This window comes from Populibacterium corticicola (assembly GCF_042683685.1).
GTDB lineage: Bacteria > Actinomycetota > Actinomycetes > Actinomycetales > Cellulomonadaceae > Timonella > Timonella corticicola.
This window is the reverse complement of record NZ_JBHUOP010000003.1, coordinates 96,037-117,984: the sequence shown is the minus strand read 5'-3', so window position 1 is coordinate 117,984 and position 21,948 is coordinate 96,037. Positions and strand designations below refer to the sequence as shown.

Annotated in this window: 18 protein-coding genes; 12 read left to right on the top strand and 6 right to left on the bottom strand. The window is 60.6% G+C overall.

Annotated elements, in window-relative coordinates:
- Positions 1-107: 107 nt before the first annotated feature.
- Positions 108-509 (bottom strand): phage holin family protein, encoded by a 402-nt coding sequence (locus ACFSYH_RS07405; protein WP_377466220.1) that lies wholly within the window; start codon positions 507-509, stop codon positions 108-110.
- A gap of 76 nt (positions 510-585) precedes the next feature.
- On the opposite strand from ACFSYH_RS07405, the gene ACFSYH_RS07400 reads away from it, so the two are divergent.
- From ACFSYH_RS07400 to ACFSYH_RS07375, 6 genes are all read left to right on the top strand, one after another.
- Positions 586-1,689, top strand: a complete 1,104-nt coding sequence (locus tag ACFSYH_RS07400; RefSeq protein WP_377466219.1) for a histidinol-phosphate transaminase — start codon at positions 586-588, stop codon at positions 1,687-1,689.
- Positions 1,690-1,703: 14 nt separating this feature from the next.
- Positions 1,704-2,351, top strand: a complete 648-nt coding sequence (locus ACFSYH_RS07395) for a cysteine hydrolase family protein (RefSeq protein WP_377466218.1) — start codon at positions 1,704-1,706, stop codon at positions 2,349-2,351.
- Positions 2,352-2,926: 575 nt separating this feature from the next.
- Positions 2,927-4,081 (top strand): pyruvate dehydrogenase (acetyl-transferring) E1 component subunit alpha, encoded by a 1,155-nt coding sequence (pdhA, locus tag ACFSYH_RS07390; protein ID WP_377466217.1) that lies wholly within the window; start codon positions 2,927-2,929, stop codon positions 4,079-4,081.
- Positions 4,082-5,086 (top strand): alpha-ketoacid dehydrogenase subunit beta, encoded by a 1,005-nt coding sequence (locus tag ACFSYH_RS07385; protein WP_377466216.1) that lies wholly within the window; start codon positions 4,082-4,084, stop codon positions 5,084-5,086.
- 21 nt (positions 5,087-5,107) lie between these two features.
- Positions 5,108-6,667 carry a dihydrolipoamide acetyltransferase family protein gene (locus ACFSYH_RS07380; RefSeq protein ID WP_377466215.1) on the top strand — a complete coding sequence of 520 codons (1,560 nt, stop codon included), beginning with the start codon at positions 5,108-5,110 and terminating at the stop codon, positions 6,665-6,667.
- Positions 6,668-6,856: 189 nt separating this feature from the next.
- Positions 6,857-7,705: an SDR family oxidoreductase gene (locus ACFSYH_RS07375; RefSeq protein ID WP_377466214.1), complete on the top strand. Its 849-nt coding sequence runs from the start codon at positions 6,857-6,859 to the stop codon at positions 7,703-7,705.
- A 71-nt stretch (positions 7,706-7,776) separates the two neighbouring features.
- Here the strand turns inward: ACFSYH_RS07375 and ACFSYH_RS07370 are convergent, their stop codons facing one another.
- Positions 7,777-8,679, bottom strand: coding sequence for an FAD:protein FMN transferase (locus ACFSYH_RS07370; RefSeq protein ID WP_377466213.1), 903 nt, complete (start codon positions 8,677-8,679; stop codon positions 7,777-7,779).
- On the opposite strand from ACFSYH_RS07370, the gene ACFSYH_RS07365 reads away from it, so the two are divergent.
- Positions 8,667-9,101: a hypothetical protein gene (locus ACFSYH_RS07365; RefSeq protein ID WP_377466212.1), complete on the top strand. Its 435-nt coding sequence runs from the start codon at positions 8,667-8,669 to the stop codon at positions 9,099-9,101. The genes ACFSYH_RS07370 and ACFSYH_RS07365 overlap by 13 nt on opposite strands.
- Before the next feature lie 31 nt (positions 9,102-9,132).
- Here the strand turns inward: ACFSYH_RS07365 and ACFSYH_RS07360 are convergent, their stop codons facing one another.
- On the bottom strand, positions 9,133-10,488 hold the full coding sequence (locus tag ACFSYH_RS07360; protein ID WP_377466211.1) for a ferredoxin reductase family protein: 1,356 nt from the start codon (positions 10,486-10,488) through the stop codon (positions 9,133-9,135).
- Between the two features lie 149 nt (positions 10,489-10,637).
- Here ACFSYH_RS07360 and ACFSYH_RS07355 point away from each other — a divergent pair, with 149 nt between their 5' ends.
- Positions 10,638-11,837: an acyltransferase family protein gene (locus ACFSYH_RS07355; RefSeq protein ID WP_377466210.1), complete on the top strand. Its 1,200-nt coding sequence runs from the start codon at positions 10,638-10,640 to the stop codon at positions 11,835-11,837.
- Positions 11,838-11,899: 62 nt separating this feature from the next.
- Here the strand turns inward: ACFSYH_RS07355 and ACFSYH_RS07350 are convergent, their stop codons facing one another.
- Positions 11,900-13,951 (bottom strand): beta-galactosidase, encoded by a 2,052-nt coding sequence (locus tag ACFSYH_RS07350; RefSeq protein ID WP_377466209.1) that lies wholly within the window; start codon positions 13,949-13,951, stop codon positions 11,900-11,902.
- Positions 13,952-14,374: 423 nt separating this feature from the next.
- Here ACFSYH_RS07350 and ACFSYH_RS07345 point away from each other — a divergent pair, with 423 nt between their 5' ends.
- A complete protein-coding gene (locus tag ACFSYH_RS07345; RefSeq protein WP_377466207.1) occupies positions 14,375-15,064 on the top strand; it encodes a YitT family protein in 690 nt (229 codons plus the stop codon).
- 217 nt (positions 15,065-15,281) lie between these two features.
- Here ACFSYH_RS07345 and ACFSYH_RS07340 read toward each other — a convergent pair whose 3' ends face one another.
- Positions 15,282-17,546 (bottom strand): glycoside hydrolase family 3 C-terminal domain-containing protein, encoded by a 2,265-nt coding sequence (locus ACFSYH_RS07340; RefSeq protein WP_377466206.1) that lies wholly within the window; start codon positions 17,544-17,546, stop codon positions 15,282-15,284.
- A 126-nt stretch (positions 17,547-17,672) separates the two neighbouring features.
- On the opposite strand from ACFSYH_RS07340, the gene ACFSYH_RS07335 reads away from it, so the two are divergent.
- Positions 17,673-18,263, top strand: a complete 591-nt coding sequence (locus ACFSYH_RS07335) for a TetR/AcrR family transcriptional regulator (RefSeq protein WP_377466205.1) — start codon at positions 17,673-17,675, stop codon at positions 18,261-18,263.
- A 6-nt stretch (positions 18,264-18,269) separates the two neighbouring features.
- Here ACFSYH_RS07335 and ACFSYH_RS07330 read toward each other — a convergent pair whose 3' ends face one another.
- Complete coding sequence (locus ACFSYH_RS07330; protein ID WP_377466204.1) at positions 18,270-18,917, bottom strand: TetR/AcrR family transcriptional regulator; 648 nt, start codon at positions 18,915-18,917, stop codon at positions 18,270-18,272.
- A gap of 200 nt (positions 18,918-19,117) precedes the next feature.
- Between ACFSYH_RS07330 and ACFSYH_RS07325 the strand changes: the two genes are divergently transcribed.
- The gene (locus ACFSYH_RS07325; RefSeq protein ID WP_377466203.1) at positions 19,118-20,419 is read left to right on the top strand and encodes an MFS transporter; all 1,302 of its coding nucleotides are present in this window, start codon (positions 19,118-19,120) and stop codon (positions 20,417-20,419) included.
- 145 nt (positions 20,420-20,564) lie between these two features.
- A complete protein-coding gene (locus tag ACFSYH_RS07320) occupies positions 20,565-21,905 on the top strand; it encodes a glycoside hydrolase family 30 protein (RefSeq protein WP_377466201.1) in 1,341 nt (446 codons plus the stop codon).
- The last annotated feature ends 43 nt before the right edge of the window (positions 21,906-21,948 follow it).

Here is a 21,948-nt window from a genome sequence, read left to right as displayed (position 1 = left end):
GGGAGTGCAACCAGAGTGCGCTGACTGTCGCCAAACTTTCTCGTCCTGCATGAAGCAGAGAGCACCCCAAAAGGGCCAGAGCATTGCGAGCGCTGTTTGTGGCGCTGTTACTGCTTGTCTACTCGCAGCAGCGCGCGGCCAACGGCGGAGAGCACGGAGATGACGATTGCCGCGAGAACGGCCCACCAGAACCCGTTGACCTCGAGACCCCAGTCAGCCGACTGCGTGAACCAGCCCACGAGCAGAATCATCGCGGCGTTGATGATGAGGGAGAACAATCCGAGCGTCAGCACGATGATCGGGAACGACACGACAGTTGCGACCGGCTTGATGATCGCGTTCACGACTGCGAAGATCAAGGCGACCACGAGGAACACGGCACTGCGGTTCACGAATTCGGAGCCCTCAGTGACGTTGAACTGCCCGACCACTTGGAAGTTATCTCCGAACAGGAGAGTGGTCAGCCAGAACGCGACAGCGGTAACGAGTAACCTCTTCAAAAAGTCCATGGTTCCATCCTGCCAGTCATCGCCCAGAAGTCGAACAGTTTATTCAGAAGACTTGTGTCAATGAGAGACTGATTTTGTGAACGACTCTCGAGTGCAACTTCGATCAGCAATCAGTGCGCTGCCCTCCTATGTACCGGGTGCCCGTATTCCGGTGGGGGCCTCGGCGTATAAGGTCTCCTCGAACGAGAATCCGTATCCGCCGCTTCCATCGGTCGTTTCGGTGATCGCGGATGCCGCCAATGACATCAACCGCTACCCGGACATGTCCAATGCGGACATCTCTGAAGCGGTCGCCCGGTTCTTGAACGACACTGCGAGCGAGGCTGGATTGGCCAAGGGGGAGTGGACTTCAGAGCATGTTGCCTTTGGCACCGGGTCTGTCGCGTTGCTTGGCCATATCCTGCAACTGGTCGTTGAACCGGGGGACGAGGTGGTCTTCCCATGGCGTTCCTTTGAGGCCTACCCGATTCTCACTTCGGTGGCTGGTGGAACGAGCGTGCAGGTTCCTCTTGCGGCGCACGGACGTCTTGACCTGGACGCGATGCGTGAGGCGATGACCGAGCGCACGAGGGCTGTGCTCGTATGCACTCCGAACAATCCCACAGGGCCTGCGATCACGCACACTGAGGCACTCGATTTTGTGCAGTCGGTTCCGAGCAATGTGCTGGTTGTGCTGGACGAGGCATATCTTGAGTTCGTGCGGATGGATGATGCCCTTGATGCACTTGCCATCTTGGCCGGATTTCCGAACGTGGTTGTTCTGCGTACCTTCTCCAAGGCGTATGGTCTTGCAGGGCTTCGCGTAGGCTACGCTGTTGCTCGGCCGCGCTTGGCCTCGGCTCTGCGTGCCACGGCAACACCGTTTGGTATCAACCTGATCGCACAGCATGCGGTCGTGGCGTCCCTTGCGGCTCGCGATGAACTGCTCGCCCGCGTGGACACACTTGTTTCAGAACGCGAGCGGATGATTACCGGATTGCGAGAACAGGGGTGGGATGTCCCGCAATCGCAGGGAAACTTTGTATGGCTGGATCTCGGCGAGCGGACCACTGCGATCGCGGCTCAGTGCACCGCGCGTGGACTGCTCGTGCGTCCCTTCGCGGGTGAGGGGATTCGCGCTAGTGTTGGAGAGCCGGAAGCTACTGACCTGCTCCTTGAGCTTTCTCAAGGCTGGGTATAGAAAGGCCTGTTGGATTGAGCGACCTCACCACTCTCGATAAGCACATTGCGCCCCACTTCGATTCGTCGGCGCTCCTGGTTATCGATGTGCAGAACGACTTCTTGGATGATCGGCCATCGGGTGTGGCGGGAACCAAAGAGCGTTTAGGCGAACTTGAGCGCCTGACAAAGTTGTATCGACGTGCGGGCCGTCCGATTTTCCATGTGATTCGCCTGTACACCGAGGGCGATATCGACAATGTGCGCCGCAGCGAGTTCGCGGCGGGCGTGCGGTTGGTGGAGCCCCACACGAGCGGCGCAGACATTCCGGTGCAACTGCTCCCTCATGAGGTGACGCTGAAACCGGAGCAGTTGATGACGGGGGATGTGCAGCGGCTCAGCGATAAGGAGTTCGTGGTGTGGAAGCCGCGCTGGAGTGCCTTCCATCGCACGAATCTTGATGCACTTCTGAGGGTGCTGGGTGTGGACACCGTGGTCGTTGCGGGCTGCAACTTCCCAAACTGTCCGCGCGCAACCCTGTTCGACGCGACGGAGCTCGACTACCGTGCAGCCGTGGTCACGGATGCCACCTCGGGCGTTTCCGAGGAGCGTATCGCGGACATTGAACCCATTGGTGTTGTTCCACTCGAACTCGCGGACGTTGAGGCTGCCTTTTACGGCTGAGCTCGCTGAGGTCTGGGTTTGTAGCGAAGGCGGGTAGCTCACCTAGACGCTTCGATGGGGCCACATTGGTCCGAGTGCGCAACCTTGTACTGTGCACCCGGACCAATGTGGCCCCATCGGCTGAAATTGCTGAGCAGTGGGTCGGTGGTGAGAATGGTGGCTGATCGCTGCCGACGCATCCGCATGCTGGTACCGAGGTGTTGTAGGTTTCCACTCATGGTCATTCATTCCTAAAACAAGCTCTCTGTGTGTTCCCTACAACAGTAGGACCTATATCCTAGGCAAACTTGGCGCATTAGGCGGCCTGTCAGCAGCATCATCTCGGGCATATGGAGCAGTATTTGTAGCCTTTGTACAAAAACGCGCGCGAACGTTTTAGATGCGAAACCCTTCCAACCCTACGCAACCGTAAGTTACGCTGGCGTAAGCTACGGTGTCGTAGGCTCCGCCGTGGCGGGCAGGTCAAGCACTGCGCAAGCAGGCGCGCACCACCTTGCCGGTTCTCTGTACGACGGGCAGTATCGAAGTAAAGGTACCGCCCAGGGAACACTGGAGCCCAGAACGAAGGAGATCGCATGACGGACGTTCTCGCGCACACAGCATCAGCCGCAACGGACCAACATGCACCGCTTCAGTTCCTCTCACCGGAAGGGGCGCGCGTATACACGCCCGAGAATGAGGCGTTTCGCGGGTACCTGACTCATCTGACCCTTGAGGAGTTGCGGACGTTCTACCGCGATATGTCCCTCATCCGCCGGTTCGACACGGAGGCCACCGCGCTCCAACGACAGGGCGAACTGGCACTCTATGCTCCGCTTCTTGGCCAGGAGGCGGCCCAGATCGGTTCGGCGCACGCGGTGCGTAAGACCGACATGGTGTTCCCCTCCTACCGTGAGCACGGGGTTGCTCACGTGCGCGGGTTGGACGTGGCCAAAATTCTCCGGCTGTTCCGTGGCATCGACCAGGGCGGCTGGGATTCGTTTGAGCACAACTTCCACCTGTACACCCTGGTGATTGGTTCGCATGCGCTGCATGCAACCGGTTATGCGATGGGACTGCAGCGTGACGCCAAGGCTGGGCGTGCGAATGGCGACGAGGCTGTTCTCGTGTACTTCGGCGATGGCGCGACCTCGCAGGGCGACGTGTCTGAGGCGCTAGGCTTCGCTGCGGTCAACAACGCTCCGATCGTGTTCTTTGTGCAGAACAACCAGTGGGCGATCTCGGTTCCGAACGAGAAGCAGTTCAAGGCTCCGCTCCACACTCGCGGCGAGGGTTTCGGGGTTCCGGGTATCCGCATTGACGGTAACGACGTGCTGGCGAGTTACGCGGCAACGCAGTGGGCTCTGGAACACGCGCGCAGCGGCAAGGGTCCGGTTCTGATCGAGGCGCAGACCTACCGCATGGGTGCGCACACCACCTCCGATGACCCAACCAAGTACCGCACCCGCGAGGAGGAGAACTTCTGGCGGGAACGCGACCCGATCGACCGGGTCAAGGCGCTCCTGATCAACGAGGGTGCATGGCGTGAGGCCGATCAAGCTGCCTTAGACGCTGAGCTTGAGGGCTTCGGCGAGTACATTCGCGGATACGTGAAGGGCATGGAGACGCCACTGCCTTCCAGCATGTTTGACCACGTGTACGCCACGGAAAACGCTCTGGTTTCGCAGGACAAGGCGTGGTTTGAACAGTATGAGGCGTCGTTCTTGGACAACGTCACGAAAGGCAACTAAGTGAGTGTAGCAACCAGCGAGAACGTCAAAACCCTGCCTTTCGCCAAGGCGATCAACGCGGGTCTGCGTAAGGCGATGCAGGAGAATGATCGGGTTCTGCTGATGGGTGAGGACATCGGCCCACTGGGTGGCGTGTTCCGCGTGACGGAGGGCCTGCAGGCGGAATTCGGCGAGGACCGCGTGGTGGACACCCCGCTTGCCGAGTCGGGCATTGTGGGCACTGCGATTGGTCTTGCGATGCGCGGTTACCGGCCGGTGTGCGAGATCCAGTTCGACGGATTCATCTTCCCCGCATTCGACCAGATCACCACACAGTTGGCGAAGATGAACTACCGTTCGCGTGGTCGGGTGAACCTGCCGGTTGTCATCCGGGTTCCGTATGGTGGCGGTATCGGCGCTATCGAGCACCACTCGGAGAGCCCGGAGGCGCTGTTCGCGCACACTCCTGGCCTGCGCGTTGTGACGCCGGGGTCGGCGCAGGACGCGTACACGATGATTCAGGAGGCCATTGCAAGCCCTGATCCGGTGCTGTTCTTCGAGCCGAAGGGCCGCTACTGGGAGAAGGGCCAGGTCGACCTGGACGCGCAGATTGGCGCGGCAACCCTGAACAAAGCCGTCATTGCGCGCACGGGCACGGATGTGACCGTGGTGGCGTATGGCCCGACTGTCGCGACCGCCCTGCGCGCCGCCGAGGCGGCGAAGTCCGAGGGCAAGAGCATCGAGGTCGTTGACCTGCGTGCGGTTTCCCCGATTGACTTTGCAACCGTCACGGCGTCGGTCCGCAAGACCGGTCGCCTTGTGGTCGCCCACGAAGCCGCGACCTACATGGGCCCAGGCGCAGAAATCGCGGCACGGGTTGCAGAGGAGTGCTTCTTTGATTTGCAGGCCCCGATCCTTCGTGTGGGTGGTTTCCACACGCCGTATCCTGTGGCAAAGGTTGAGCACGAGTATCTGCCCAACCTGGACCGTATTCTTGACGCGGTGGACCGCGTTCTCGCGCACTGACTGTAAGGATTTAGGAACGACATGCCAACGTTCGAACGTTTTTTGATGCCCGACGCGGGCGAAGGCCTGACCGAAGCTGAGATTGTCGAGTGGAAGGTCAAGGTCGGCGACACCGTCAAGGTCAACGATGTGGTCCTCGAGGTCGAGACCGCCAAGTCGCTCGTTGAGCTCCCATCGCCGTTCTCGGGTATCGTCACCGAAATCCTCGGACAAGAGGGCGACCTGGTTGATGTGGGTGCGCCGATCATGGTGGTCGACACCGACCCTAACGGGTCGCCTGCACCGGCCCCGATTGCCGACGATACGGCGGCTTCCAGCCCCACGCCGATTCCCGTTGTGGAGACTCCCGTCGAAGCCCCCGCAACTTTGTCGCAGCCGGATGTTTCCGCACCCGCTGCTTCGGCCCCTGCAACCTCGACTCCAGTAAGTTCGACCCCAACGGCTTCCGCCCCCAGCACGCAGGGGCAGCAGTCATCGGCGCCTAACGCTGCAGAGGTTCCCGCAGCACAGCCGCCATCAACTCAGAGCGAGAGCAGCGCTGGAAGTGGGGCCTCGTCGGAAAGCGAAAGCGCCTCGGGCGCGGTACTCGTTGGCTACGGAGTGTCACACGGCAGCACCACGCGCCGTCCACGGCGCGTGCCGGACGTGCTGACTGTTGAACGCCCCGCAGGAAACGAAGCGGTTCGGACCAAGCCACCCGTGCGGAAACTTGCCCGTGAACTGGGTGTTGACCTGAATGCCATAGCGCCCACCGGGCCGGGCGGACTCATCACCCGTGAGGACGTGCTGGCCGCGCAGGCCGCAACCGAGCCACGCACGCTCGCCACCTACGAGGGCGACGATGCGCCGTGGCTTGCCTCGGGAACCGTCTCCGCTGATGGCCGCAAGACCCGCGTGCCCGTGAAGTCCGTGCGCCGACGCACCGCCGAGGCGATGGTGCGCTCCGCGTTCACCGCACCGCACGTGACGGTGTTCCACACGGTTGACGTCACCAAGACGATGCGCCTGGTGCATAAGCTACGTGAGGACCGCGAGTTCTCCGACGTTCGCGTCACCCCGCTTCTGATCGCCGCGAAGGCGCTGCTGCTTGCAGTGCGCCGCCACCCCGAGATCAACGCAAGCTGGGACGATGAGGCGCAGGAGATCGAGTACAAGCACTACGTGAACCTCGGTATTGCCGCCGCGACCCCGCGGGGCCTGATCGTACCGAACATCAAAGACGCCCACCGACTAGGCCTCAAGGGCCTTGCGCAGGGCATCTCCGAACTGACCGCCACTGCCCGCGCGGGCAAGACCACCCCCGCGGACATGAGCGACGGCACCATCACCATCACGAACGTCGGTGTGTTCGGAATCGATTCCGGCACCCCGATCCTGAACCCCGGTGAGTCCGCTATCCTCGCATTTGGTGCGATCCGGGAGCAGCCGTGGGTGCACAAGGGCAAGATCAAGAAGCGTTGGGTCACTCAACTGGCGCTGAGCTTCGACCACCGTCTTGTTGATGGCGAACTCGGCGCGCGCACCCTTTCCGATGTGGCCGCCGTCCTTGAGGAACCCGCACGCGGACTCGTCTGGGGTTAAGGCTGCAGTAGTACGGAAGCGCACGTATCGGCGATATGTGGCATGAACTGACTCAGATCGCTGATGTGAGATATCGATGATCATCTCTCATGCTTCGAGATGCGAAATCTCTGTTCGGCGAGCAGAGTTGAAACGGTAGGCGGCTGCACTATGCGGCGCCGGATACGCCGAACAGATTTGGAGATCGACATGTCCTTCATCGTCACCGGAGCCACGGGCCACCTCGGTGCATTGATCGTGGAGTCGCTGCTCGCACGCGGAGTTGCACCCGATGTCATCGTCGCGACCGGTAGAAACAGCGACCGGCTCGCGGAACTCTCCGCGTCGGGCGTGCGTACGGAGGTCTTCGATTTCAACAACCCGACGCCCCAGGTCTTCGACGAGGCGGACACCCTCATCCTCGTATCCAGTTCCGAGGTGGGCCAGCGGGTCCCGCAGCATCAGGCTGTCATCGAGATTGCTCAGCGGGCTCACGTGGGACGGATCATTTATACCTCTGCGCCGCGCGCCAACAGCACGCCGCTTCCGCTTGCCGCGGAGCACCGGGCGACCGAGGAGATCCTGATCGGGTCCGGGGTTCCGTACACGATTCTGCGCAACGGTTGGTACAACGAAAACTACGAGGGTGCATTCAACGAGGCCCGCGAGACCGGCACGATCGTGGGCAGTGCGGGTTCCGGTAAGGTCTCATCGGCTGCACGCAGGGATTACGCCGAGGCCGCTGCCGTGGTTGCGACGACCGAGGGACACCTCAACCAGACCTATGAACTTGGCGGCGACACCGCATGGACATTCGCGGAGTTGGCGCAGACCTTCTCGGCGTTACTTGGTACGACCGTTGACTATCACAACGTCAGCGCCGAGGAACAGCGGGAACTCCTCGAATCCCGAGGGCTTCCCGACGGCCTGATAGATTTCCTCGTCACGATGGACACCAACATCGAGCAGGATGTCCTCCACGTAGAGGGCTACGCGCTATCGAGCCTCATCGGACGAGCCACCACGCCGATGATCGAGACAGCGAAAACCTGGCTTTAGCGGTTCTGCCTACGGCAGGTGCGAGAATGCGAGTAGCCTCGCCTGGCATGCTCGATGGTGTTGGAAGAACTCTAGTCGCGCGGCCAACCGGCTAGAATCGTGGACTTCCCCGACTGGTCAACCAAACGAGCCGCTCGAGGTTGAGGGCGTCGCATGAGCCACTCGACTGCACCATCGGCCGCGACAATCGCCGCGGTGCTCAGTAGGTTCGCTTCCACACAGGTTGGTGCCACCGCACTGACGCTGTTCCAGATATCCGGTGCTGGCATCCCCGTTGAGGGGTCAAGAATATGGTGGAGAGGCGAGTCATCGCGCATCCATCGGCGTCTGCGCGTGCTCGATGTCGCGATAGACCAGCCGCCAGCCAAGGTGACCTGCTGCGACGGGGCGTCTGAGTCTCCCTGGACCAGAATCTGCCATCCTTGGGTGGGTGCCTCACCGACCGTCGCGATGTCACCGCCGAGCGATACGAGAACGCCTGCCCCGGTCCGATCATGGCAGGTTGTGGCGATGAGATCTGCTGCGTAGGCCTTGGCGGTTGCCCCGAGATCCAACATCACCCCCGCAGGAATGGTGAGAACGTGATCCTTCAGGACGATGTCCCGCCAATCCGCGCGCCGTTCGGTGTGGATTGAGAGCGCAACGGAACCAGAGGTGTCGAAAGCAGAATCGTAGCCGAGAGCCATCATGTGGCGACCCAGAGTGGGATCGACCAACCCATCAGAGAGCCGAGCAGCCTCAAGTGCGGTGCTCACGAGTGCTTCAAGCATGGGGGAGGGTTCCGCTCCGCGCGCGAACTCGGGGGCGCGGGCCATGAGTTCGCTGTCGTCTCGGAACCTTGAACATGCCAGATCGACCTGGGATGAGAGTTCGTGGGCGATTGCGACCGCCATGTCACGTGCGGTCGGGTCGTTGGAGTCAACAGATAGCGAGCACTCAGTGGTCCATTGGTTCCACGTGTATGTCAACGTCATGGGTCCTCAACTCTCAAGAGCCGCGTGAGGTGGCATCAGATGATGAACTGCGTGATCCCGACGAAACCCCGGAATCCGATGAACTACTCGAGTCACTGGAACTCGAACTGTCACTAGAGGTAGTCGAGTCGTTGGAACTGGAACTGGTTCCTCCGCTGGAAGTCGCCGACTCGTCGGAACTGGAGTTGTCGGACGAATCCGACGATGTCGAACTGCTCGACGAACTTGAGGAGGACGTGGCATCGGCGACAACCGAATCGGAGTCATTCGCGATTCCGGTCTGGCCAACCAGGTATGTGCCGAGCGCGAGAGCGCCGCCGACTACCAGCAGGCTGGAACCGACCAGGGAGCCGATCATCGTGCGATTCCATGCGTGGTGTTCGGTGTTCATGGGTGTTACCTCCACGTTGATGATGAACTGAGGGAGTGGTGGGCGTGGTTGAGCTGGGCCAACTACCAGGAGAAACTGTCGAGGTGCAGGTTCTTGGGTGACAGGCCAGCCGCGATTGCATCCACGGCGACGGTGTTCGACCAGTCCGCGGGGCCACACACGTACAGGTCGGAGTGGGCGAGGTGCGGGAAGACCGTGCCTGCCTGCACGCCGCGCTCACTGTCAGCGAGAGACAACCACCCGGTCTGCCCCGAACCGCGTGGCCCCAGCGACTCATACACCGTGTGCCCGTGGGCGGACGCCCACTGCGTGATCTCGGGCCACAGGTACCGTGAGTCCTCGTCGCGGCCACGCAGCAATATGGTCACGCTTCCCGCTGGGACCTGAAGCGACTCGACAAACGAACGAACAGCGGTGACACCGATTCCTGATGCCGCAACAGCGATAAACGGCTGTGTGTTGGCCTTCTTGGTGAACACCCCGTACGGTCCGGCAAACGATACCGGCGTACCCGGGGTGAGTTGGGCTATGCGGCGGGACGCATCGCCTGTGGTTTTGATCGTCAACCGCAGCAGGTCCTCGCTCGGCAAAGCAGAGAGCGAGAACGGGTGTGCATGCGACCACAGCCCAGGTGCCCAAAACCGCCACATGAAGAACTGTCCACCCTGGGAGTCGAGCGCTCGCAGATTGCGTCCCCTGATGTAGATGGAGACTGCGTCCGGTGCGATGTGCTCCACCCCGGCAACCACCATTCGATGGCGCAGACTGCGTGAGATCGGAAGAAGGAATCGGAACAAGGCTATCGAGCCAAACGCGAGTAGGTAGAGTCCCAGCCAGTAGAACCGTTGCCAGTTTCCCTCGGCAAGTACGTTCCCGATGGACAACTGGTGCGGGATCGACACCAATACGCTCACGTAGGTCAGCATGTGGATGATGTGCCAGCCCTCGTAGGGGAGTAGTTTGCGCACCGCGATTATCGACGAGACGATCACCACCGTGATCCCGGCCAGTCCCAGCACTGCCAGGAGGACATCGGGGGTCGCAAGCAGTTCCCCGATGGTCGTGGACACTGAGACATTGGAGTCGATCGCATATCCCAGAGTGAGGAAGACACCATGCAGGATGAGCAGATAGAACGCGGGCTTACCGAGTCGTGCATGAACGGCCAGCGCCTGATCGTGTCCGAACGTCTTGTCGATGACGGGGATGCGGGCCGCGAGTAGCAGCATCATCAAGATCAGGTTGGTGCCGACCAGCCCTGTCACGATGCCAACGTTGATGACATGTTGGCCTAGGGAGTCCGCGGATATCTCGGAACTGAACACCCACAGGAGAATCGCGATGAGCGACGTGACGACCACTCCGCGCAACAGTGTGCGCTGGTGGGCGCGAGCAACTGGTGGGAGTTGTGCGCTCATCGCGATCTCCTTCGACCGCGGCGTGGTCGACGAGCGTGACTGTGTGTTGGTGTTCATACCTACATTGAGCCTTCTCGACCTTTGTCTTCCCTGTGAGGAAAATTTGTGGTGCCAATGGATTGACCCGCCACATCAGGCGGAGACTGCGTATGTTTAAGGCAGTACACCCACGCAACATGGACGGTGCGATGCCTCAGCCAGACCACACCCTGCCGGACTCACCCCAGCCGCGCCCCACGCCATCCGAACCAGACACGGTGCATGCCACAGAAAGGCCGGAACAGCGGAAACGAGATCGTTTCCCTGACCTGCTGCGCTCCGTCGCGCTCGGTGCTGTCATCCTCGGACACTGGACCATGGGCGCTGTGAGCATTGACGGCGCGGGCATGATGCACGTGGACAATGTCCTCAACATCAACCGCCAGCTGTGGCCCGCAACCTGGGTGCTCGTGCTCATCCCGCTGTTCTTCTTCGTGGGCGGATTCTCCAATGCAACCTCCCTGGACCGCGCACTCGAACGAGGCATGAGCGCTCCCCAGTGGATAGGGAAGCGCCTGAGGGGACTGTTCGTTCCCGTCGTGCCGTTTGTTCTACTCGTGGTTGCGGTCGCGCTGCTCGCCCTGCGACTCGGAGCGCCACAGGTACTCACGCTGACCATCGCGGTGGTGGTGCTCATGCCGCTGTGGTTCGTTGCCGTGTACGCGGTGCTGGCAGCTCTCACGCCGCTCATGCTCGGGCTGCATCGCCGGTTTGGAGTGCGAGTGGTTGTGGCGCTCGTGATTCTCGCGTTCATCGCCGATGGATTGCGTACCGCGTTGGATGCGCCATACATCGGCTGGCTCAACTACGTGTTCGTGCACGGCACGATGCAGCAGATCGGGTTCTTCTACCGGGATGGGCGACTGCAAAAGCTTAAGTCACGCCAACTCGGCCTGTGGGCTGCCGGCGCGTTTGCTCTGCTCTGCGTGCTTGTGGCGACACCCGTGTGGGCGGAATCGATGGTGGGGCTGTCCGGTGAGCGGTCCAACATGAGTCCGCCGAGTGCACCGTCACTGATGCATGGACTGTGGTTGATTCCCATGGCGATGCTGGCCTACCCGTGGTTGAGCTCCCGCCTTGACCGTCCGCGGGTGGCGCACGTACTTGATGTCGCGGCAACTGAATCGATGCGGGCGTTCCTGTGGCATCTACCTGTCATGGTGATCGTGCTCGGTGTGCTGTGGCTTGTTGGGGTTCCGTTCGCGACGCCGGGGACTGCCGTGTGGTGGCTACTCAAACCCCTCTACCTGACTGGTTTCGCCGTGGTGTTGTGGGGCTGGCTTGCACTGACGAATCGTCATCGAACATAGTCACTGCGGGTGGCCCTCACCTGGGTGAGGGCCACCCGCAGTCTTGACGTGACGCCAGCGAATCAGCCCACGATGACTGCCAGGTCCCACTTGCCAATGGTGAGCGGATCACCTACCGCGACCGACTCGTCGCCAAGCAGCGACGTTCCGGCCACAGGGCTGGAAATGGTGACTGGCTCGCCGGTGTAGTTGAGCAGATAGGTGACATCACGCCCTGCCTGGTTGGTACCGCGACGAACGGAAACCTGCCCGTTCAGGTCGTTGGCCCAATCCCAGATTCCCGCCGCACGCAGCTCGCGCTCAAGGATCGCCTTCAGTAGCCCGGTTGAGGTCATCGTGCCGATGTGCAGTGCGGAGCCGTCTCCGACCGTGTTCCGGGTGACCGCCGCATACTCGCCCCAGGCGTCATGATCGTAACGCACCAGCGTGTGCGCGGTTGTCGGTGTGAGCAGTTCCAAGACCAGGTCAGCCTGCTGGCTGCCCAGATTGTCGACGAGTCCCTGAGTCCTCGAGAACTCCTCTGTGAGTGCAAGTCCGGTCGAGTCTGGAAGGGTGAACTGGTTGAACGATGCGCCAATCACATCGGTCAGTCCGTGTGGTTGATCGTCAGTGAACACCTTGACGTACTCATCCGCGATTCCGGTGCGGAACGTGGTGATGAGATGACCGCCGTCGTGTACGAACTGGCGTAGGCGTGCGAAGGTCGCATCGGGTGCGCTGTAGAGCACCGGTGCGACGAGGACATCGTACCGGCCGAGGTCGCAGTCGTCAGGGGACACAAAGTCGACCTCGACGTTGAGTTCGAAGAGCGCGTCGTACATCCACCGGAGCACGTCGTTGTATCCGCGAGATGTTCCGAACACCCCGTTGATGAATCCGGTCTCCAATGCAAACCAGTTCAGCGCGGTCAGGGCCTCGTTGGACACCATGATCGCCACCTTGTTGGCCTTGCGCAGGTTCACGAGTTCGGCGCTATGACGTGCTGTCTCTTCCCCGAACACGCCCGCCTCGAGGTAGGTCGGGTTCTCGCCCAAGTCGTGGCTCAGCAGGCCCTTCCAGTAGGTTTCAAAGGAGTTGTGGATCGAATGCCAGTGCCAGTACATGACACCGTTGGAGCCGCTGGCGAGGTGACTGTAGGCCTGAAGGCGCAACTGACCGGGGTAGGGGAGCCAGCCCGGCTGACCCTGGGCTTGGGTTTCAACGACGATGTAGTTGGCGCCGCCCTTGATCGAGCGGGTCATGTCTCCGCCGAACGCGATCTCCTTTCCGGTCAGACGCGACTGGGTGGGGTGGTAGATGTCGACACCGGCGATGTCCACTGTCTTGGCCGACTTGAAATGGTCAACTGCTGGCTGCAGTCCGTAGGACCAACCGGGAGCCCAGTCGAAGTCGAAGTTCTGGGTGACCCACTGATCCTCTCTCGCGTACTCGCGTACGATGTTGCTCTGCCACTGCAGGAAATCCGTGACGAGCGTCCGGCGGAACTTATCCCACTCCGCCCCCAGGGAACCGTTGATAGTTCCGCGAACATCGGGGAAGTCCTCCCACGCATCAATGCGGTTGGACCAGTAGTCCAGGCCAAAGTGGTGGTTGAGTGCATCCAGGTCGTTGTTGAACTCCGTGCGTAGGTACTTGATGAACGCGCGTTGCGCCCCGCGCGATGCGGTGTTGTAGTACTTGGTCTCGTTGTCTACCTGGAAACCGATGACCGCAGGGTGCTGTGCGGTGTGTTCCATCAACTTGCGGATGATCCGCTCCGCGTGGAACAGATAGGCGGGATTGGTGATGTCCATGATCTGGCGCGCACCGTAGCGTGGTTCACCGGCGGCGGTCTCGGCAAGAACGTCAGGGTGGCTTTGGACCAGCCAGGTGGGGACGGCGTAGGTGGGGGTGCCTACGATTACCTTGATTCCGGCCTTGTGCATGGCATCGAGAGCGCGATCGATGTGCGTGAAGTTGTAAGTCCCAGGCTGGGGTTCGAGTGTGCTCCACGTTGATTCAGCGATGCGCACGACGTTGATGTTGGCGGCCTTCATCATGTCAACGTCTTTGTCGATGCGATCGGTGGGCATGTACTCGTCATAGTAGGCGGCACCGAACAGGATCTTGTCCACGGGATCTCCTTCGTTGTGAGAGCGTCGCCGTGAGTGTTGATGGACCTGTTGAGGAATGGCGACGGTGGCAGTCATCAATCATCTTACCTACTAGTTAGTAGATAAGGAACCATTGGAGTTGAACTGATCATCAATGAGTCTGAAAAGGTCACATTGCGGTACCGACTGTGCCACCAGGTGGCCGTGTTAGCAACATCCCACTGTGGCGGTTCTCTGGCGTACTCGCTGATCTGGGCGGGATTTTGGAGTGGGAAACGAAGAATCAGCCGACTTGAGGCGCGCTGCCTGTGTGTCTGGCTACATGCCGTTAACACAACGGGACCTCTGACGAACCCACGTGCCTTATTGTGAACGAACCCGACTGCACAGGGCGCCACCCATGCCTTCATGCAGTGACCGCCAAGAGTGAGTTCAGGAATCATCATGACGACCAGTTCTGCCAAACTTGCGAGAGTCGGCCCTTCCGTGACGCCACCCGACGTGGCGACGGAGCGTTCCGCGCGGCCTGCGCGACAGGGAGAACTGGCACACACCGCGATCGAAGATGTGTTTGGCATTGCCAGCGGGATACTCGTGGTCGGTTTCGCCCTCTACCTGCTTCGAGCAACGGGTGCCGTGACGGGTGGAATCGCCGGACTCGCACTGGCTGTCGAGTATTGGTCGGGCGTCTCCGTCACCATTCTGATCGTCGTGCTCAACATTCCATTTGTCTTTATAGCCTGGTGGCAAAAAGGCTGGAGGTTCACGCTACGCACGCTGATCTGCATTGCGGGCATCGCCGTGACCACGCAGATCATGGGACATGTGCTCCTGCTGGAGAGCATCAACCCCGTCTTTGGTGCGTTGACTGGAAATCTCCTGGCGGGCCTGGGGATGCTGATGCTGTTCCGACACAACTCAAGTCTCGGTGGGGTGTCCATCACGGGTCTGGTCATCCAAGAGCGCACAGGCTTCAAAGCGGGTTACACGCAACTGATCTTTGACTGCGTTGTCGTTGCCATATCCTGCGTGAGCATCTCGGGTTGGATGGTGCTCCTCTCCGTGTGCGGTGCCGTCATCTTGAACCTGGTGATTGTCCTCAACCACCGACCAGATCGATATATCGGCTACTAGCGTCCTGCGCCGTTGGTTCGGCGAAGAGCCGTACCCCCTTATCTTCCGCAAACTCAACCGTTTGTGCCCCAACTCAACCGGAACACGGCCCCGTTGGGGCACAAACGGTTGAGTTCGAAGATGACGCCAGTGTCTGAGACGACTTACGACAACGGGCAGCACCGCGCGACCAATGGTTGCACTGTGCCGCCCGTTGTAGCTGTCACTATCTGGTCAACTAGACGGTGACCCCGTTCTCGGTGTTGACCTGAGCAATAACCGCCTGGACTTTCTCAGTGGTCAACGACCCGGGTGCCATGGCCACCAGTCGAGACAACGGCAACGAGGCAAGCATCTTCATCATGTCCACGCCCAGTGCATCGTCCCCGTCGCCGTCGGCAACGAATGGGCTGTCCTGGAGAACTGGGATGACGAGACGTGCCGCCACGGGATCAGCCATGACCTCGCCGAAGGAGGAGTCCAGGTGCAGTGGCAGAGGGGTCTCGGTGCCACTGATCTCGACCGTGCCAGTCAAGCGGATGTCCGCGCTGGAGGCGCCGACCTGCACCGTGTAGGTTCCGCCCTCAACGATCCAGGAGTCACGCCGTACATCCCACACCTCCAGATCGGTGACGGCAACCGTCAGGGCTGCAGTGGCACTTCCCCCTGCGGGCACATCCACGACAGCGAACGCCTTGAGTTCCTTGACCGGTCGTTCGAATGCGGAGTCGGTGACGGAGGTGTACAACTGAACCACCTCGCGCCCGTCGCGGGCACCGGTGTTGTGCACCTGGACCGTTGCGGTCAGGCTGTCCCCAGCCGCAGTTGGCTGAACTCTCAGGTCTGTGTACTCGAATGTCGTGTAGGACAGGCCGTGACCAAATGGGTAGGATACGGCGATGTCACGCGACTCGTACCAGCGGTAGCCGACATATTGGCCCTCGCCGTAGTTGACGTTGCCGTGTTCCCCTGGGAAGTTCCCCCATGCTGGAACATCTTCCAGGCGAACGGGCACGGTTTCCGCCAGCTTGCCCGACGGGTTGACGGCACCCGACAACACCGACGCGACAGCGTGACCGCCACCCTGACCGAGAAGCGCCGCGTCAAGGATCGCGGTTGCATTCTCGATGACCGGCGTCAACCGAAGTACCGCGCCGTGGGTGAGTACGACAACCACGTTCTCCTGCTTTTCTGCCACCGCCTTGAGCAATTCGATCTGATCAACGGGGAGCTCAATGTGCGTACGATCAAATCCTTCGGATTCCTGGCTGTTTCCAAGACCGAGGAACAGGATCGCGACATCGGCGGCGGCTGCCGATGCAATCGCCTCGGTGGCAAGATCACTGTCGGTCCCGTCAGTCTCCGCGCTGAAACCCTGCGCGTAGCTGACGTTCTCAGCGCCGAACTGGGCGCGTAGTTCCTCCAGCGGGACATCGAGACGCTGGTTGTTGACGCGTGACGATCCCGCTCCCTGAATGCGTGGAGTGGCTGCGAACTCACCGATCACCGTGATGCGTTGGCCTGTTGTGAGCGGCAGGATGTCGCCCTCGTTCTTCAATAGCACGATGGCGCGCGCCGCAGCCTCGCGGGCGATGCCGTGGTGGGCGTCAACGTCGTAGGCGAATCCCTCTCGACGGCTTTCCGCGACGCGGTCCGCTACCCGTGCGACACGTTCAGCCGCCTGCTGTGCGGTTGCCCGATCAATCTCGCCGGAATCAAGTGCTGCGGTGAGCTCTTGGTCCGCGGTTCCGCCGTCATACGGCATTTGCAGGTCAAGGCCCGCCTTCACCGCATTGACCCTGTTTGCCACTGCACCCCAGTCGGATACGACGAAACCCTCGAAGCCCCACTCGTCGCGCAGAACCTTGGTGAGGAGCCACGGATTCTCGGATGCGTAGGTGCCGTTGACCTTGTTGTACGAGCACATGACGGTCCACGGCTGAGCCTGGGTGACAACCTTCTGGAAGGGGCGTAGGTAGATCTCGCGCAGCGTACGTTCGTCGACGTTGGAACTGACGCGCATGCGGTCGTCCTCTTGGTTGTTCGCAGCGAAGTGCTTGAGCGAGGTGCCGACTCCCTGGCTTTGGACGCCCTTGACCCATGCGGTGCCGAGTTCTCCGGCCAAGACGGGGTCCTCCGAGAAATACTCGAAGTTGCGACCGCAGCGCGGATCGCGCTTGATGTTGATTCCCGGCCCCAGCAGCACTCCGACGCCTTCCGCCTGACCTTCCTCTCCGAGGGCGGTGCCGACGCGCTCGATGAGGTCCGCGTCCCAGGTCTGGCTGAGCGCGACTGCGGGTGGGAAGCACGTTGCAGGTACGGAGGGCGCCATGCCGAGGTGGTCCTCGGACGTGCCTTGTTTGCGAAGGCCGTGCGGGCCATCGCTCAGATTGAAACTTGGTACCTCGCCAACACGCTTGCTGTACCAGAATCCGTTGCCGGAGCTCAGCGAGGCGATCTCGGCATTGGATAGTTCGGAAAGATATGTCGACCGATCAGTCATGGGTTAACTCCTTTGTTGGTCCCGGTGTGTGCGGTGCTCCGAGCGCAGGACTCTCATCGCAGTGCAAAAACCTTACGATATAAAGTTTTCAGTGCATCGAGATTTTGTCAAGGCTAGAGTTGGAGCATGGCTAAACGTGGAACGTATGCAAAAGGTGTGGCCAGGAGAGAGGAAATCCTCAACACCGCACTGACCGTCATAGCTCGAAATGGATACAGCAAGGCCACGTTGAAGCAGATCGCAGAGGCCGTGGGGCTGAGCCAAATGGGGTTGCTGCACTACTTCGACACCAAGGAGGAATTGTTCACGCAGGTGCTGAGGCGTAGGGATCAACTCGACACCGCGAACTTCTCACTGGGCAAGGGTGGCCTCATATCACGGGGTGAGTCCTCGACCCTCCATGCGCTGGTGAAGCACAACTCGATGGTTCCAGGACTCGTGCAACTCTACTCGCGGTTGTCCATCGAGGCATCAGAACCGTCTCACCCAGCGCATGAGTATTTTCGGGAACGTATTGCCAATCTGCGGGTCAGCTTCGCCAAAGAGATCGCCGCCGCGCAAGAATCCGGAGAGGTTCCAGCGGACCTGGATCCGGAGAATGTGGCGATAACCCTGATCTCATTGCTGGATGGACTGCAAATCGCGTGGCTCTACGACTCGAGCATCAACATGGCTGAACACGTTGATCTTCTGATGGATCGCCTGCTGCGCCGTTAGCGTGGGTTACTTGTAGCCGTCCCATATGGGCGACGGGAACAGAACGTCTTCAAAGCGTGTCCAGGATGCCACCAGTTCGATCTGTGGAGAGCGGAAGAAGCGTAACTGGAGACCGTCCATCGCCTCGATCGACATCTCCACCAGATCGCGCATGTCTTCCCAGGTGCCCACCTCGGGAGGAATGCGCCACCGCGTCTGCGAATAGAGCTCCCAGACGCCCGTCGGGCGTTCGTTGAAGTATTCGTGCGCCGGATGGTCGGGTGAAACCGCCTCGGTTCCGAGCACAATGTAAAGCCGCATGAGCTGCTCGTTCTTTGCGTTGTTCCGCACAAGGTATCTCAGATAGGCGGGGTATGAGGCGCCATCGGGATGCGTGGCCAGCGGATCTCCGGTGGCGATGAAGTCATCGGGATCGAAGCGCCGGTCATAGCGTTGCTCGATGATGAGTTTCAGCAGGCCCTCTTTGGAGTGGACGTAGTGCAGCAGGCCTGCCTGTGTGATGCCGACCTCATCCGCCACCTGCTGCAGTGAGAAACCGTAGAAACCGTTCTCGCTGACCAGGCGTGTGCTGGCCTCGATGATCTGATCTAGGCGTTCCTCTCGTGACAAGCGGATACGGGGGCGCCGGTTCGCGGTGACGGGGTCTTGGGCCATTTCACAATCGTAGTCGATCATCAATGCGGCAGACCCGTCGCAATGCCCCTGGTGCATTCTTAAGTGGGACTTTCGGTTCGTTGACATTTTTGCGACACGGGTCTTAGATTGTTCTTGCTACCTACTGAATGGTCAGTAGGTAGCGGGAGTAGATCAGGTATCAGTGTGGAGCCAAACTCCAATGACCAAAGAAGGTACATATGGAAACGCGAGCCTTCGCCTCGCAGAATGACGCCCAGGACGAACTGGGCGTAGAGAACATCGCACCAGACACCGGACAGCCGCTGGACAAGGCTCGTGGAGTCCGGTTCGGCGCGGGATTCTTCGTCTACGGCGTGCTGTGGATCGTCGGACTCATGATCGTGGCAAGCGTGCTCTTGCCCCAGCGCCTCGTGGACATCGGGGTGTCAAATCCGACAGCGACAATGGGAACCATCAACGCGATCACCGCGATCGTCTCACTGGCCTCCAACCTCATCTTCGGTAACCTCTCAGACCGCACCCGCAGCCGGTTCGGACGCCGCACCCCGTGGATTCTCGCCGGTGGTGTCATCGGTGGCGTCTCGCTCTACCTGGTTGGCGTACTGCCGTCAGTGGGCGCTCTGACGCTCGCCTACTGCGTCTCGATGGTCGGCCTGAACATGATGCTCGCACCAGCGGTTGCAGTCCTCTCCGACCGGGTGCCGCAACGATTGCGCGGCACGATGTCAGCCTTCTATGGTGCGGGACTCACCGCAGGAGCTCCTATCGGTACCCTGATCGGTGCAAAGTTCATCACCAACGCCGTGCCCGGGTTCGTACTCGGTGGCCTACTGATGGCAATCTCCGCAATCGTCGCGCTGATCGTGTGGCCCCGTGAGCGCTCGGCCCAGCATCTTCCCGCGGCAAGCCACTCGCTGAAGGACATCCTGGTGTCCTTCCGACCGCCACGTAATGCCCCGGACTTCTACTACGCGTTCGCTGGACGACTGTTCATGCTGGTCAGCTATCAGATGATCATGGCCTACCAGTTGTACATCGTGCAGAACTACCTTGGGCAGGACACCAAGACCTCAGGCGAGACCATCGCCACGATGGCCATCATCACGCTGGTTGTCGGCCTGTTCGGTTCAGTGATCGCAGGACCGATCTCCGACAAGATCCGGATGCGAAAGCTCCCGGTCATCCTCTCCTCGATCTTGTTTGCCGTGGGTATCGCACTGCCTTGGATCATGCCGACGACGATGGGAATGTTCCTCTTCGCCGGAGTCGCTGGCTTCGGCTATGGCGTTTACACCTCGGTCGATCAAGCTCTCAATGTCGACGTTCTGCCCAGCCAGGAGGAAGCAGGCAAGGACCTCGGAATCCTCAACCTCTCCACCACGATCGGTCAGACCGTTGGCCCACTCATCACCTCGGCTGTCGTCACCGCAACCGGTGGATTCGGGTTCGCCTTCCCCATCGCGATCGCGATGGCGCTCATCGGTGCGATCTGCATCATCAAGATCAAATCCGTTAAATAAGCCCGCACGACACGACCCAGTCCTGGCGGGTGTGTGGGTGGCATCCCGCACACCCGCCAGGAAACACCATAGGCGAGTGCCCTCTCAACGCACCTCGTGGACCAAACCGGCCAACTCGTCGTCAATCCCCTGAAAGAAGATGGACATGGCAATCACCTGGACAGTATCGACTGAAACCGAGAAATGGCGTGACGCCGGAACACCAACCCCGGGCGCGACATCCGGGAACGGGCTGCAACTCACTGGGCAAGAGGGTCAGGTGATCAAGGGGTTCGGCGGTACCTTCAACGAACTCGGACAGCGTGCCATCCAGTCCCTCTCAGTTGCGGATCAAGAGACCATCTACCGGGAACTGTTCGCCACGGACGAACTCAACTTCCGCGTCAACCGCTCCGCGGTGGGAGCCAACGATTTCTCCACCTCCTGGTACTCCTACGATGAGACTCCCGGAGACTACGCCCTGGAGCATTTCTCCGTGGCCCGGGATGAGGAACGCGTCATCCCGTTCATCCGCGAGGCGCAGAGGTATCAGGATGACATGATCCTGCACTGCTCGCCGTGGAGCCCACCCACCTGGATGAAGAACCCACCGGTTTACAACTTCGGCCGACTCGTCATGACGCCGGAGAACCAAACCGCCTACGCCAACTACTTCGTGAAGTTCGTGCAGGCGTATGCCGAACGCGGCATTACCGTCAGCCAGATTCACGTGCAGAACGAGGTTTTCGCAGACCAGAAGTTCCCGTCCTGCCTGTGGTCGTCCGAGCAACTGCGCGAGTTCATCCGCGACTACCTCGGGCCGGCCTTCGAAGCCGCTGGACTCGACACCAAGATCTACCTTGGAACCCTCAACGGCCCCGAGGACATGGCCTTCACCGCGACCGGCCAGAAACTCACCAACTACTCACGGTTCGTCGACAACATCCTGTTCGACGACGAGGCGCGCAAGTACCTGGGTGGCATCGGCTATCAGTGGGCTGGGCAGCACGCCATCGCCCGCACCCACAGGGATTGGCCGGAACTCGACATCATCCAGACCGAATCGGAGTGTGGGTTCGGATCAAATGCGTGGGAAGACGCCGAATACGTGTTCCACCTGGTGCGCCACTACCTGGAGAACGGCGCCAGCGCGTACACGTACTGGAACATGGTGCTTGAGCCAGGTGGTCTCTCCACCTGGGGATGGCCGCAGAACTCTCTGTTCACGGTCGATCCCGAAAGCCGCACCTTCACGCGAAACCACGAGTACTACGTGCTCAAGCACTATTCGAGTGCGATCAGACCGGGTGCGGTACAGCTTGGAGTCACTGGCAGGTACGGTTCACAGGGATCCGCGTACCTGAACCAGGACGGCTCGGTTGTGGTGGTCGTCCAAAACGCATTGGATCGCGCTGAGGAGTTCTCGTTCGTTGACCCGTCCGCAGATTCACGCACCTTCACCGCTGTCCTGGAACCGCGCTCGCTGAACACCTTTGTCATCTCCTGAACGCCATCTGGCGAGGGTTGCTCCCCGGTCGATGGAACGCACC